At 61.6% G+C, this 14731-nt stretch carries 9 protein-coding genes; all 9 read right to left on the reverse strand.

Going from position 1 to position 14731, the window contains the following annotated elements; all coding sequences use genetic code 11:
• Window positions 1–571: 571 nt before the first annotated feature.
• A complete protein-coding gene (locus RS887_RS03355) occupies window positions 572–4165 on the reverse strand; it encodes a glycosyltransferase (RefSeq protein WP_322614374.1) in 3594 nt (1197 codons plus the stop codon).
• 114 nt (window positions 4166–4279) lie between these two features.
• Window positions 4280–5851 carry a flagellar hook-associated protein 3 gene (locus RS887_RS03360; RefSeq protein ID WP_322614375.1) on the reverse strand — a complete coding sequence of 524 codons (1572 nt, stop codon included), beginning with the start codon at window positions 5849–5851 and terminating at the stop codon, window positions 4280–4282.
• 13 nt (window positions 5852–5864) lie between these two features.
• The gene (gene flgK, locus RS887_RS03365; protein WP_322614376.1) at window positions 5865–7910 is read right to left on the reverse strand and encodes a flagellar hook-associated protein FlgK; all 2046 of its coding nucleotides are present in this window, start codon (window positions 7908–7910) and stop codon (window positions 5865–5867) included.
• Window positions 7911–7933: 23 nt separating this feature from the next.
• The gene (flgJ, locus tag RS887_RS03370) at window positions 7934–9223 is read right to left on the reverse strand and encodes a flagellar assembly peptidoglycan hydrolase FlgJ (protein ID WP_322614377.1); all 1290 of its coding nucleotides are present in this window, start codon (window positions 9221–9223) and stop codon (window positions 7934–7936) included.
• A gap of 11 nt (window positions 9224–9234) precedes the next feature.
• The gene (locus tag RS887_RS03375) at window positions 9235–10344 is read right to left on the reverse strand and encodes a flagellar basal body P-ring protein FlgI (protein ID WP_322615251.1); all 1110 of its coding nucleotides are present in this window, start codon (window positions 10342–10344) and stop codon (window positions 9235–9237) included.
• Between the two features lie 18 nt (window positions 10345–10362).
• Window positions 10363–11058 carry a flagellar basal body L-ring protein FlgH gene (gene flgH, locus RS887_RS03380; protein ID WP_322614378.1) on the reverse strand — a complete coding sequence of 232 codons (696 nt, stop codon included), beginning with the start codon at window positions 11056–11058 and terminating at the stop codon, window positions 10363–10365.
• 52 nt (window positions 11059–11110) lie between these two features.
• The gene (gene flgG, locus RS887_RS03385; protein WP_007975316.1) at window positions 11111–11896 is read right to left on the reverse strand and encodes a flagellar basal-body rod protein FlgG; all 786 of its coding nucleotides are present in this window, start codon (window positions 11894–11896) and stop codon (window positions 11111–11113) included.
• A gap of 45 nt (window positions 11897–11941) precedes the next feature.
• Window positions 11942–12682: a flagellar basal body rod protein FlgF gene (locus RS887_RS03390; RefSeq protein ID WP_111280449.1), complete on the reverse strand. Its 741-nt coding sequence runs from the start codon at window positions 12680–12682 to the stop codon at window positions 11942–11944.
• A 320-nt stretch (window positions 12683–13002) separates the two neighbouring features.
• Window positions 13003–14562 carry a sigma-54-dependent transcriptional regulator gene (locus RS887_RS03395; protein ID WP_322614379.1) on the reverse strand — a complete coding sequence of 520 codons (1560 nt, stop codon included), beginning with the start codon at window positions 14560–14562 and terminating at the stop codon, window positions 13003–13005.
• Window positions 14563–14731: the final 169 nt, after the last annotated feature.

A 14731-nucleotide genomic window follows, 5' to 3' on the forward strand; every position in this document is an offset into this window, starting at 1 on the left:
GTAATCGCGAAGTCTGACGGCAAAAAAAGGTTCTTCTCGCAATCCCGGGGGAACACCGATACCTGTAGGAGCCGGCTTGCTGGCGATGGCGGCCTCATGGCTGGCGTACTTTGTTGGTTGTGTACATATCCATTTCTGCGGTAACGGCCGCCTATGGTTCCGCTTTTACAGCGGGTTACTTGGAAAAGCGCCAAGCAACCAAACGCTTTTGCCCCTGTCGTTCGGTGCCTCGCCCAGGCTCGGCATGCCCTCGCTCCGGTCCTGCTCCGTGGGCCCGCCGCGATCGGCCATCCATGGCCGTGCGCGGCCTCTCGAGGGGGCGTGCACCGCAAAACCACCGCGAGGCGAGCTAACGCTCGACCTCGTTGTTTCGTGGTGCACGCGTTCCCCTGTAGGGGCTGCTGCAGGCTGCGAACTGGAGATTGCTGAAGATCAAGATCCAAAAGATCACAACCTGCAGCAGCCCCTACAGATATTTCGTTATATGTGTTCCCCCGGGATTCCGTGAAGAACCAAAAAAAAGGCAGGCGACTCAACGTCGCCTGCCTGATCGGGATGGATGCGCGAACGGTCAGTCCGCCAGCCAGCCGTTCTCCCAGTAGCGCAAATTGTCGCCGCGCAGCACGTAGTCACGCAGCACGATCTCGCGCAACTCGTCGCCCATGCGATAGCTGGCGTCCGGATCGGCCAGGTGCATGCGGATCGCCTGCAGCCATTCATCCGTGGAGTTGGTCTTGATCCGGGTGCACGGCAGGTAGCCGCGATAGGCCTCGGTGTCGGTGCAGATCACCGGGTACCCGCAAGCGCCATACTCCAGCAGCCGCAGGTTGCTCTTGCAATCGTTGAAGATGTGGAACTCCAACGGTGCCAATGCCAGATCCAGGTTCAGGCTGGCCAGCTTGGCCGGGTACACGTCCAGCCCGATCACCCCATGGAACTCGTGCATGTACGGGCGCAAATCGTCCGGGCACATGCCGAAGAATACCCAGTCGACTTCATTGGCCAATTCGCGGACCACATCGGCGATGACCGCCAGGTCACCGTGGTGGCTGGTGCCGCCACCCCAGCCGACCCGAGGCTTTTTCGACGTGCGGCGTTGACTGCGCAGGTCGGTCCACAAGTGCGACGCCAACATGTTGGGCACCACGCGAATGTCGTGATGCATGTCCGACAGCGCGTTACCCAGCGGCTCGGTGGAGACCACCACCCGATCGCACATGCCGATGGCGCGCCGGACCAGCTTCTCCATTTCATCCTTGCCCGGCATGTTGCGGATATGCGCATTGCGGTGCGGAACGTTGATCACAAAGTCATCCAGCTCATAGATGCGTCGTGCGCTGGAGTATTTTTGCAGGCTCGGGATTTCGTTGATCGGACCTTCGGAATAGCGCCCCTGCAAGATGATCACGTCAGGCGAATGGCGCTCGACTTCGATGATGGTCGGCAGGTTGTAATGAATGCGCCCCTGCGCCCTGCCGGCCGCCTCCAGCTCAATCAACGGTTGCGTGACCCGGTAATGGCCGATGGCGGACGCGTTGACCGGCAACGCGAGAATCTTCGGCAGCAGAGCCTTGGAAAACGGGCTCCAACCGGATCGCAAGCCTGGCTCGAGACTGAAGCTTGCCCCGCCCAATCCCTGCAACGCCAGGTTGGTGTTGTAGGCCGGATCACGGGCCACGATCGGCAACCAGCGTTTGTAGAAAACTTCCTGCTCCTGTTCGTTGCGCACCTGGTCAACTTCTTGCGCAACCACCGCCGGTTGCGCGCCCAACGCCAGTTGAGCGTGAGGCGTCCAGACCACCAGATAACCTTCCTGGCCGACACGCAAACACAGGTCCACCTCATTGAGGGACTGCGCCAGGCCCTGCTCATCCAGGCCACCGACTGCCTCAAAGACCGTCTTGCGCACCATCAGGCAATCGCCGCCGACGGCACTGAAATCGTGGGCGACCTGCAAGCGGTACATGTAGCCTGCTGCGTGCAGCATCTCGCCATGGAACGGCACGCCGGCCGGCCCTTGCAACCCGAGAATCAGGCCGGCATGCAGCACGCGGCCATCGGGGTTGAACAACTTGACCCCCACCACGCCGACTTCCGGACGCTGTGCATGGTTGAGCAATTCGCCCAGCCAGTCAGCCTGGGTAATCACCGTGTAAGGGTTGAGCATCAGGACGTAATCGCCAGCAGCCTGCCGCACGGCGAAATTGCGCACCGCCGCCGCATTGCCTTGCAATTCACTGCGCAACACCCGGATCCGGTCGCTGCCCAGTTGCGCCATGCCGGCGAACCAGTCCAGCGCCTCGGCGCTCTCGCTGCCGTTGTCCACCAACAGCAACTCGTATTCGCCGTAGGCCGTTTTCTCCAGCAGGCTCTCGACACAGCGTTGCAACGCCAGGGTCTGATCCTTACTGACGATAACGATCGACACCAGCGGCCGATCGGCATGGCGATAGTCGATCCGGTTGAGCAGCTCCGAACTGCCCTGGCGAATGTCGTGGGCGACACCCAGGCGATGCAAGTGAGCCCCAAGCAGCCGCGGATTGGTGTCCACCACTTCCGGCAGCGACAGCCATCTGGTCAGGTCGAACGCCGACTCCAGCAGCACCTCCGCAACGTGTCCGACCACGTGCGTGCCGCTAAGCTCGACCATGCGCCACAACATATCGTGTGGCGCCAGTTCGCCGTATGCCGAATCGAATCCGCCCAGCGCCAGGAACTGCTCGCGCTCGAATGCCAGCGCTCGCCCTACATAGGGATAGCTGCGCATCAGATCCAGGTTGAAGTCCGGCTTGAATGCAGGCTCGGCCGACTCACCCTGATGCAGCCCACCTTCGTCGCTGTACAGGCAGGTCAGCGTGCGCGACAGCGCAATTCGTTCAGCCATGATCAGCAAGGCCGGCGCCACCAGGCGATCACCGGCACGCAACAGATAGAACCAGCCAGCGCCTTCCAGTTGCGGCAACAGGGCATTGATCTGCTGCTGCCAGTCATCCTGCAACGGCAAGCGGAACACACGCTCGTCCAGCCGGGCGTCCGTACAGGATGCCGACAGCACCAGTGTCAGTTCAGGGGCATAATCCTGATCCGCCAGCGATTGCAGGGTGAGCTCCAGTGCCGAACGACTGCCATGCTCATCGATGATGACCGGAACGATCTTGGGTCTGGTTGGCCAGGCTTCCAGCGTATCCGCCAGCAGCTCGCGTTGACCGTCGGTGAGCGTGCGACACGCCAGCCACTGGGCATACAGCTGCCCGAAGCTGACACTGGCGATGCCGACATGCCAATCCTGGGTGGTCTGCTTTGTGCCCAGGGTCCGGCTCAGCGGCAACTCCTCCCAAACCCGTGGTGACTCGTCCACTTTAGTCAGTGGCACATAGCGCACCCAGCCCTGGGCCGGCGCAGGTTCGCCGCCACGGGCCTTGAGCATCTGCGACAGCCATTGCCGCTCGGTTTCGGCCGCGTCTTTCATCGCCTGCTGGCCACTCAAACGCTCCGGGTACAGGCGTTCGACGCCGAGCACGTGATTGGACACCGCCAGATTGCCGCGCCGCATCAGGCAGACGTACAAGGCGAAGTCGAGGGTCGCGACGAAGCAATGGCCGGGCTGAGTCAGTGCCGGGAACAGTTCGAGCACGTCAGCCCGACGGAACATCGCGTTGCTGAAGCCACCGAGGATGTTGACCGGGAAGTTTTCGAAGATGGCCAGCAGGTCCTCGCCCTTGAACACCCCGCCCACCGGAGAAAGCGGGGTGTTTTCCAGACGCGAAGGCAGCGGCATGTCGTCGGCATCCCAGAGCAACCGCTGGGCCACCACCAGATTGACGTCAGCGCAGTCGATCAGCGCCTGGGCCTGACGCTCGATGCAGGCCGAGAACAACTGGTCATCATCACAAAGAAACTTGATGTACTCGCCTTGCGCCTGCTCCAGGCAAGCTTGCAGGTTGCCCACCAGCCCCAGGGTTCGCGGATTTCGCACATACCGTACGGTCGCGCCCTGCTCAACCACCGAAGCCACGATCTCTTCGATCTCATGACCGCGGCTGTCATCGCAAACGATGATCTCCAGATTGCCGTAGCTCTGACTCACAGCCGTGTGCAAGGCACGACCGAAGAAGCGCGGGTTGAAGGCAGGAATGACCAGGCTGACAAGCGGGAGTGAATTCACGGCGGGCTCACTGGCGGCGCGAGCCCGCCCTGAAAAGCGAGCCCTCGGTTACCGCAAAAAGACGATAAATACTGAAGGGGCAAGACAATCGGGCGCCTGCGCGCCCGAGCGCCGTCAGATCTTGTTGAACAGGCCCAGCTGGGAAATCTTGCTGAACGCCAGCTGCGCAGCCTGCAGCATGGTCTGCTGCAAGGTCAGGCGAGTCATGACTTCGGCCGGGTCCGAATCGCGAATCGACGACTGGCTCGCAGTGTTCGCCAGGGTCAGGCTCTCGTTGGTCGCGGTCTGGTTATCCAGTGCCTGACCACGGGCACCGATCGTGGTGATGGCCGAGCCGATCTGGTTGGCCGCACTGTCGATGTTGCCCATTCCCGACTCCATGGCCCCCAGAAACTTCTGCTTGGCCGCTGGATCGCTGTCGATCGGCGTGTTCAGCGCGGTGATCATCTGGCCCAGGGTGTCGAGCACGTTCTGCGTCTGGTGGTTGTTGGACTGAATCACGAACTGGTCGCCGGACGCCGGGGCGCCACCGCCCAAGGCAAACGTCACGCCCGCCGCGGTGGCGTTGCCGCCCGAGACCGTGCCCGACGACACCGGCCGGCTGTCGGCGGTGATCGGCGCCGCATACAGGTCGAAATTGGTCGCGCTGGTGAACTTGAGGATCGCCCCGCCCGACGGAAAGGCGTTGGTGTACGCCGTCGGGTTCGTCACGCTGGAACCGGTGATGACCGCGGTCGACGCGTTACCGGCGCTGCGCGACGTGTTGAAGCTATCCGAGGTGGAAGACAGATTGAAACTGTGGCCGGCGATCACCGCATCCGGGTTGGTATCACCGGATTTGAGGTTGATGTTCAGCTTCAGGTCAACGCCACGGAAACTGACCGTCTGGTTGGCACCGTTGGCGTTGCTGATGACGCCATTCTGGCTGGCTTCGGCGGTCACGTCGTTACCCAGCGCGTCGGTGATCATCAACTGGGTGCTGCTGAGGAAGCTGACGGTGTAGGGCTGGCCGCCAGAGAACTTCGCGTTGTAGGTAGAGCTGGTGCCGACCGTACCGTTGGACAGCACCACGCGCCCGTCATCCACTACCGGAGCGGTCATGGTGGTCTGGGTGCGACCGGTATTGATGGTCTGCTGGAACGCATCCCAACCGGTGGTGTTGGTCCCGACCGTCATGCCATCGCCAATGCCAAGGTCGACCGTGGTCTGGTCACCGTTGTAGCTGTAGGTGCCATCCGAGTTCTGCGAGTAAGGCGCGGTGTCGGTTTTCGAACCGGAGAACAGGTAATTGCCGTTCGCGTCCTTGGCGTTCATCAGGCCCAGCACTTGTTGCTGGATCTGGCCCAGCTCCGAAGCATAGGCCTTGCGGTCCGCGTCGGTGGCGATGCCGTTGCTGGCGGCGAGGGCCAGTTCCTTGGCGCGCTGCAAGGCGGTACCGATGGAGCTGAGCGTGGTTTCCTGCAGGCTCAATGCACTCTTGGTGCTCTGGATGTTGGTGCCGTACTGATCAAGCATCGCGCTCTGCTGACCCAGCTGCAGCAAACGACCGGCACCGATCGGATCATCGGCGGCGGTATTGATGCGGGTCAGGCTGCTGGCTTCGTTGCTGGTCGCGATGGCCTTGTTGAAGTTGCGCTGGTAGTTCGCAGCGGTGATTTCGTAATACTGGGCGGTGGAAATGCGCATGAATTACGACTCCTTAAAGGCTGTTGATCAGCGTGGTGAAAATTTCCTGCGCAGCCTTGATGATCTGCGAAGACGCGGTGTAGTACTGCTGGTACTTGACCAGATTGCCGGTTTCTTCATCCAGGTCGACCCCGGAGTTCGAATCCCGCGCGCTTTTGGCGTTGGCCAGGATCGCCGTGGTGGCCTCACTGTCGGACTTGCCCTGGGCCGCCTTGGCGCCGACGTTGGTCACCAGCTTGTTGTAGGCATCGGTCAGGCTGATGCCTTTGCTCGCCGTGCCGGTGTCTACGGTCTGTCTGGTTTGCAGTCCGACCAGCGCTTGGGCGTTGCGGTTGTCCGAAGACGCCGCGCCAGTCAGGTTGATGCTGAAGCTTTCGCCGCTGGCTGGCGTGGCGCCGACCGTGGTCTGCACGGTGAAGGTCTTCTGCACGGCCGGCGTGACGCTGTTGTCCATGACCGGAGCACCGCTGGAATCGACCATGCCCACTTTAAGGTTCAGCGTGTTGCTCTGGCCGGGAACGATGGTGCCGGTGCCGATCGAGTTGCCCTTGGCATCGACCATGTTGTAGTTCTGGCTACCGCCGCTGGCCGCTCCGAAAACCAGTTTGACCGGCGTCGAGTACTTGAGCGCGGTCTGCATTTCCGCCTGGGCCGCCGGGTTGTAGATATCGATGGTGCTGGTCAGCGTCGGCTGGGTGTAGGTGCCGGTGTTGTTGGCACTGGTCACGCCGGTCAAGGGTGCTGCGGCCGCGATTTTTTTCGGGTCGGTGAGCACGGTCTGGATACCGGCCGCGGCGCCTCGGGTCGGCGTCACCTTGAACGAATCGCCGGCGCTCAGCGCACCGCCGTTCAGGTTCAGGCTGAAACCGTCGATCACCGGAGCCGGGGTCGTCGTGGTGCTGAATGCGCCCATGTCGGTGCCGTCCGAGCGCTTGACGGTGTAGTTGGTCGCGCTGGTGAATGTCACCTGATAGTCGCTGGTGGTCAGCTTGCCGGTGTCCTTGATGGTGACATCCAGATTGCCGGAGCCGGCACTGTTGCCCGCCGCCGCAATGCTGCGCTGACTGACCAGCGCGGCACTGTTGATGTTGTTGAAGATCGCCGCGCCGAAATCACCGTTCTTGTCGATGCCTTGCGCCTGCTGGCTGTTGATCTGGTCAGCCACCACCAATGCCACTCGTCCCAGCTCATTGAGCGAAGGGTCCAGCACTTCCTTGCGGTAAGTCAGCAGACCACCGATCTTTCCGCCGCTGACCACCGAGGTCACGTCGATGGTGCTCGATCCACGATTGAGCTGCAGCGCCATGCGCGATGGGTCATCCTTGCCCGGTACGGTTTGCAGTGTATTGGTGGTGTTGCCGACCACCAGTGGCTGACCGCTGCCGATGTAGATGTCGTAGCTGTTGCCACGTTCGACCACCTGGGTACCGACCAGCTCGGACAGTTGGCGTACGGCTTCGTTGCGCGAGTCCAGCAGGTCGTTTGGCTGATTGGTGCCGGTGGAGAGTTCGGAGATTTTCTGGTTGAGCGTGGCAATCGTGGAGGACAGCTTGTTCACCTGATCCGCCATGTCGCCCAGGCTGCCATTGAGGTTGGTGTTCTGGTCATTCAACTGCTTGGCAATCGAATTGAAGCGGGCGGACAGGGCCTGGGCACCGGTCAGCACCGACTGGCGGGACGTGTCGTCGGTGGCCGACGTCGAAACGCCCTGCATCGAGGTGAAGAATTTTTGCAGCACACCGGTCAGCCCGGTGTTGCTATCGGAAAGCGTGGCGTCCAGCGGAGTGGCCTGTGCGTTATACGCCGAGGCTTCGCTGTCGAGCGAGGTAGCGGTGCGCAGCTGCGAATCGAGATACGAGTTATACACGCGGCGCACATCGGCCAGCGTCGTGCCGGTACCGATGAACACGTTGCCGTACTGAATCGAGCCTTTGGTGCTCTGCACAGATTGCTGGCGCGAGTACCCGGCGGTGTCGACGTTGGCAATGTTGTTGCCGGTCGTCACCAACGAGTTATGGCCAGCACTCAGCCCCGACATCCCGATATTGAGCAAACTCATGATTCAGACCTTAATCCTTGTGCCTATAAAGGCGTGGTGGAAACGCCCGCCGCAGCGTAGTTCTGGTAACTCGTCATCTGCTTGGCTATCTGCGAAATCTTGCTTGCGTAGTCCGGGTCGGTTGCGTAACCGGCCTTCTGCAACTCGCGTACAAACTGTTCTGGGTTATCGGCCGACTTCACGACATCTTGATAGCGATTATTGGTCTGCAGCAAAGTCACAAGGTCATGGAAACTGTCCTTGTAGGAGTCGTAGGAACGGAACTCGGCCGTCTCCTTGACCATCTGCCCGTTCCTGAATTCGCTGGTGATCGCCCGCGCCGAATTGCCCTGCCAGCTGGTGCCGGCCTTGATGCCGAACAGGTTGTGGCTGCTGCTGCCGTCCTGAGCACGCATGACCGACTTGCCCCAGCCGGTTTCCAGGGCCGCCTGGGCCACCAGGTAACGCGGATCGACACCGATCCGGGCCGCCGCTTCCCTGGCCATCGGCAACATCGTATTGACGAACTGGTCGGCAGAACTGAAGGCTTTCTTCGCCGGCGCCAGAGGAATCTGCGCCATGGCGCGACCGTAGATCTGCATGCCACCCGTGGAAGCCTGCTGCGCGTTCGCCAGCCAGTCGCCGTTGTACAACGGCCCCGAGCCGGCGGTCGTCGCACGCTCAGGCAACAATGTCTTGTTGACCGTCGTGGTGGCAGCGGTCGTAGCCGAAGGCACCAACCCTGCCAACAGACGATCAGCCAGCTTCGGCGGCAATGCCAGGCGCCGCTGGTTGATCAGCGCCATGTCATTGCGGTGCGCGCCCTCGCCCGCCTCTTGCGACGTATGAACCGATCGCGAAGCCCACAATGGACGCTGACCATTGACGCGCGACAACGGGCCATCGAGCGCGACCGTACCGGCCGCCACCGGCGTTTGCACGGCTGCTTTTGCGGCCTCTTGCCTGGCCAGCGACGCAGCGGCCGCCTCGCCCGGCGCCAATGGTTTGTTCTTCGACATCTGGCGCATCAGCACGTCCGCCAGACCGATACCACCACCCTCGCGGGACATGGAAACGGCCAGTTGCTGGTCGTACATTTCCTGGTACTGCTTGGCCGCCGGGGTGTTCATCGGATTGTCCTGCCCCAGCGCTTCAGTGGCCGAGCGCATCGACTTGAGCATTTCCCCGAGGAACAGCGACTCGAATTCCTGCGCCACCTTGCGCAGGTTGCCGTCACTGTTCTTGTCGCCGACCTTGAGCTGATTCAGACGGTTCAGGTCCGAATAGGAGCCCGAATCGCTGCTGCTGACCAGACCGCTCTTGCGCATATCCACGGTGGCCGTCCTCAGATCACGATCAGGTCGGCTTGCAGGGCGCCAGCCTGCTTCAGCGCCTCAAGAATGGCCATCAAGTCACCCGGTGCCGCGCCGACCTGGTTCACCGCCCGCACGATCTCGTCGAGGGTGGTGCCAGGGCCGAACTTGAACATCGGCTTGGCTTCCTGCTGGGCATTGACCTTCGAACGCGGCACGACCGCCGTCGTGCCATTGGACAGAGGGCCAGGCTGGCTGACGATCGGGTCTTCGGTGATGGTCACGGTCAGGCTGCCATGGGTCACGGCGGCCGGCGAAACCTTGACGTTCTGACCGATCACGATGGTGCCGGTACGGGAGTTGATGATGACTTTCGCCACCGCCTGGCCCGGGTCGATCTCAAGGTTCTCCAGGATCGACAGGTAGTCGACCCGCTGGCTCGGATCGAGCGGCGCGGTGACGCGAATCGAACCGCCGTCGATGGCCTGGGCCACGCCAGGGCCGAGCATGTCGTTGATCTTGTCGACGATGCGCTTGGCGGTGGTGAAGTCGGAACGGTTGAGGTTCAGCGTCAGGCTGTTGCCCTGGTTGAATCCGCTCGGCACCGCGCGCTCCACCGACGCACCACCGGGGATGCGGCCGGCCGACGGAACGTTGACGGTGATCTTCGAGCCGTCGCGACCTTCCGCATCGAAACCACCGACCACCAGGTTGCCCTGGGCCACCGCATAGACGTTGCCGTCGATACCTTTGAGTGGCGTCAGCAGCAAGGTGCCGCCGCGCAGACTCTTGGAGTTACCGATGGACGAAACGGTGATGTCGACCTGCTGCCCCGGCTTGGCGAACGCCGGCAAATCGGCACTGATCGACACCGCCGCGACGTTCTTCAACTGCACGTTGCCCGAACCCGGCGGCACCTTGATGCCGAACTGCGAGAGCATGTTGTTGAAGGTCTGCAGAGTGAACGGGGTTTGCGTCGTCTGGTCACCGGTGCCGTTAAGCCCGACCACCAGGCCGTAACCGATCAATTGGTTGGAACGCACGCCGGAAATGCTGGCGATGTCCTTCAGGCGCTCGGCTTGAGCATTGAAGGCTGCCGACAGCATCAGGGCGGCCACCATAAGGTGTTTGAAGTTCAACATGCTCAACTGGAAAGCCACCTAGAAAGGGAACAGCGGGCTGAGGAAGAAACGGTCGAACCAGCCTGGCTGACTCGCATCGGCAAACGAACCGGTGCCCGAGTAGGTGATGCGCGCATCGGCGACACGGGTCGACGACACGGTGTTGTCGGTAGAGATGTCATCGGCGCGCACGAGACCGGCAATCCGTACCAGTTCGTCGCCGGTGTTGAGGGTCATCCACTTCTCGCCGCGCACCGCGATGATGCCGTTGGGCAACACATCGGCGACGGTCACTGTGATCGAGCCGGTCAGGGTGTTGCCCTGCGCCGCCTTGCTGTCACCCTTGGTCGCGCGGTCGCCTTCATAGCTGGCGTCCAGACTCAGGTCACCACTGCCAAACGGATTGTTGGTGTTGGGGGTGGAGCCGAACAGCGAGGTCAGGCCGATGCTGGCCTTGCTGTTCTTGCCAATTTGCGAGTTGGCGTTTTTGCTGGCCTGGGTCCTTTCGTTCAGGGTGATGGTGATGATGTCACCGACCCGGAACGCCTTGCGGTCGCTGTAGAGGTTCTGCTCGAAACCGGCCTGATAGATAGAGCCGTTGTTCGCCGCCGCCGGCAACGGCGTGCGCGGCAACACCGGAGCGTAGTAAGGGTCATTGGGTTTGGGCGTCGCAGGCACGCAACCTGCGAGCGCGGCGATCCCACTCAGTGCCAGAACAGATACATAGCGATTCATGACCCTACCTCACGGTGTAGCAGGCAGCCTCATGGCCGCCCCATAGACTTGATTACAGATTCTGCGTTACGAACGAGAGCATCTGGTCGGCGGTGGAGATCACCTTGGAGTTCATCTCGTAGGCGCGCTGGGTGGTGATCATGTTGACCATTTCTTCAACGGTGCTGACGTTGGACGTTTCCAGGGTGTTCTGCAGCGTGGTGCCGAAACCGTTCAAGCCCGGTGTGCCGACTTGCGGCGCGCCACTGGCAGCGGTTTCCAGGAACAGGTTGTTGCCCACTGCCTGCAGGCCGGCCGGGTTGATGAAGTCGGCGGTTTGCAGGTTGCCGATCACCTGGGCAGCCGGGTTGCCGGCAACGGTGATGGACACGGTGCCGTCGCGACCGACCGTGAAGGTCTGCGCGTCGTTCGGAATGACAATGGCCGGCTCCAGGGCAAAGCCGCTGGCGTTCACGATCTGGCCGTTGGAGTCCAGGTGGAACGTACCGTCACGGGTATAGGACGTGGTGCCGTCCGGTTGCAGGATCTGGAAGAAACCGCGACCGTCGATGGCCATGTCCAGTGGCTGCTCGGTGGTTTGCAGGCTGCCGGCGGTGAAGTTTTTCTGGGTGCCGACGATGCGCACACCGGTACCCAGTTGCAGACCCGACGGCAGTTCGCTGTCTTGGGTCGACTGGGCGCCTGGTTGACGCTTGATCTGGTAGAGCAGGTCCTGGAACTCGGCGCGGTCACGTTTGAAACCCGTGGTCGACACGTTCGCCAGGTTGTTGGAAATGGTGGTCAGGTTGGTGTCCTGGGCGGACAGACCTGTTTTGGCAACCCATAGAGCCGGAAGCATTCGATTCTCCTCGTGCGCCTGTTTTACGGCGCTACGTTCTGGTAATTAGCTGATCTGCAAGACCCGAGCCATGGCCTGGTCGTCGTCTTTGGCGGTGTTCATCATCTTGATGTGCAGCTCGAACTGCTTGGACAAGGCCAGTACCGAGGTCATCTCGTCCACGGCATTGACGTTGCTCGACTCGAGGAACCCGGACACCAGCTTGACGCCGGCATCGGCTTGCGCCGGCTTGCCGTCCTTGGTGTGGATCGAACCATCCAGGCCTTTGGTCATGTTCTTGAGGTCCGGGTTGACCAGCTTGATGCGGTCGACTTCAGCCATCACCCGAGGACCTTCGCCCATCGCGCGGATGCTGATGGTGCCGTCTTCACCGACTTCGATCTGCTGCTCCGGCGGCACGGCAATCGGCCCGCCATTGCCCATGACCGGCATGCCGTTGCCGGCGCGCAACACGCCCAGGGCGTCAACGTTCAGGCTGCCGGTGCGCACGTAGCTTTCACCGCCATCGGGGTTCTGCACGGCAATCCAGCCGCTGCCTTGCACGGCAACGTCGAGGTCACGGCCGGTTTCCACCAGCGAGCCCGGGGAGAAATCGGTGGCCGGGCGTTCGGACATGGCAAACGCACGCGCCGGAAAGCTGTCACCGAACACTGGCATCGAACGGGCCTGCTCCAGGTCTTTCTGGAAGCCGTTGGTGGAGATGTTCGCGAGGTTGTTGGCATGAGCCTTTTGCGCCAGTGCATTCTGGCTGGCGCCGGTCATTGCCACATAAAGGTACTTGTCCACACTCTTTCCTCTGCCTGCCGGACGTTTGCCGTCCACTGCTGTACTGCTGAGCCATAAGCAATTTGCAGACCAACTTGTTTTGGGCGGCGCAAGGCCCGGCAAACAAAGGACTTGAAGGCTTCAGAGGGAATTGGTGATTTGTATCGGAGACGAAAAACCGGCGGTGTCATGCCGGTTAGTGGCAAGGGGTGACCCTGGGCAACGGCCACTGCCGCCATCGCGAGCAAGCTCGCTCCCACAGTGGATCTGTGCCTCACTGAAGATCCCTGTGGGAGCGAGCTTGCTCGCGATGGGGCCAGCATATACACAGCAAGTGTCAGCTAAGGCTCAGCCTTGCCCACCTCATACTCGCGCAGCTTATTGGCAATGGTGGTATGCGAAACCCCCAGGCGCTTGCCCAGTTGCCGACTGCTCGGATGCTCGGAATACAGGCGCTCCAGCACGGCTTTTTCGAAACGCCCGACGATTTCGTCCAGCCCGCCCTCCAGCGAAAAATCGCCAAGCGGCTGACGCACGCCATAATCCGGCAGACGAATATGCTCGGCCTTGACCGTACCGCCGTCGCACAGGGAAACCGCCTGGAACAGCACGTTCTCCAGTTGCCGCACGTTACCCGGCCAATGGTAGTGGCTGAGGCGCTCCATGGCCGCCGGGGCCAGTTTCGGCAACGGGCAACCAATCTGCCGGCTCGCCTGATCGAGGAAGTGCTCCACCAGCGGTGTCAAGCCGTCGAGGCATTCGCGCAGCGGCGGGATGTGCAGCGACAACACATTCAAGCGGTGATAGAGGTCCTGGCGGAACTCGCCGCGAGCACACAATTCGGACAGGTCGACCTGGGTCGCGCAGATCACTCGCACGTCGAGGTAAACCTCCTCATCGCTGCCCACACGACGGAAGCAACCGTCCTGCAAGAAGCGCAGCAATTTCACCAGCAAGCGCGGGCTCATTTCTCCGACGCCATCGAGAAACAGCGTACCGCCCGCCGTCAATTCCAGCAGCCCGAGCTTGCCTTCGGCCCGCGCCCCTTCAAAGGCACCTGGGCCGTAACCGAACAGTTCCGTCTCGGCCATGGACTCCGGCAGACCGGCACAATTGAGCGCCATCAACGGCGACTGCCCACGGGGGCTGGCCAGATGGCAGGCCCGCGCCAGCAACTCCTTCCCGGTACCGGTTTCCCCTTCTATCAAAAGCGGCGCATCCAGCGGCGCCATGCGCCGTGCTTCGCGCACGACCGCAGCCATCACTTTCGAACTCTGAAAGATGCTGTCGAAGCCACGCAACTCCTGCTTGCGCACATTGTAGATGCGCTCGCCTACCCGGTCGGCGCGGTGCAGCGTCAGCACCGCACCGGCCATGGCCTCGCTGTCGTCGTGCTCCGATTGCAATGGTGCGATGTCGGCCAGAAACACATCCCCCTTGACCTTGACCCGCAGCCCGTTGATCCGCGACTTGTTGGCGCGCACCAGTTCCGGCAAATCGAAATCTTCGGCGTACCGCGACAGGGGAATACCCGGCACCTCGTCGACCCGCACTCCGAGCAACTGCGCCGCTGCCCGGTTGGCCGCGACAATGGAACCGCCCATGTCGATCGACAGCACCGGAAACTCCAGCGCACCGAGCAGTGCATTGAGCTCCATGTGCCGACGCTCGCTGGGCATCAGCCCTACACGCTTGACGCCAAAGACCCCGGCAATCGCTTCGAATTTCGGACGCAAGGCCTGGAACTGAATGTTGATCAGGTTCGGGCAATGCAGGTAGATGGCGTTGCCATGCTCACCGCCCACCTCACCGCGGGCCACGTTGATCCCGTACTCCACCAACAGATTGAGAATGTCGCGCAGGATGCCTATGCGGTTCTGGCAGTGGACTTTGATACGCATATAAAAGGTCCAAACAGTGAAGGACGAGGCCAATGGCAGGGATTTTTCTGCGTGGGCGCTCAGATAGTCGTCAAGATTATGTGACAGGAAAGGCGCTTTTCAAACCCGAAAATCTCAGCCAGTACACGACAGCCGATCATTCGTAACGAAAACTTTACGATTATCGAGG

The organism is Pseudomonas sp. BIC9C (assembly GCF_034541995.1).
GTDB lineage: Bacteria > Pseudomonadota > Gammaproteobacteria > Pseudomonadales > Pseudomonadaceae > Aquipseudomonas > Aquipseudomonas fluorescens_CC.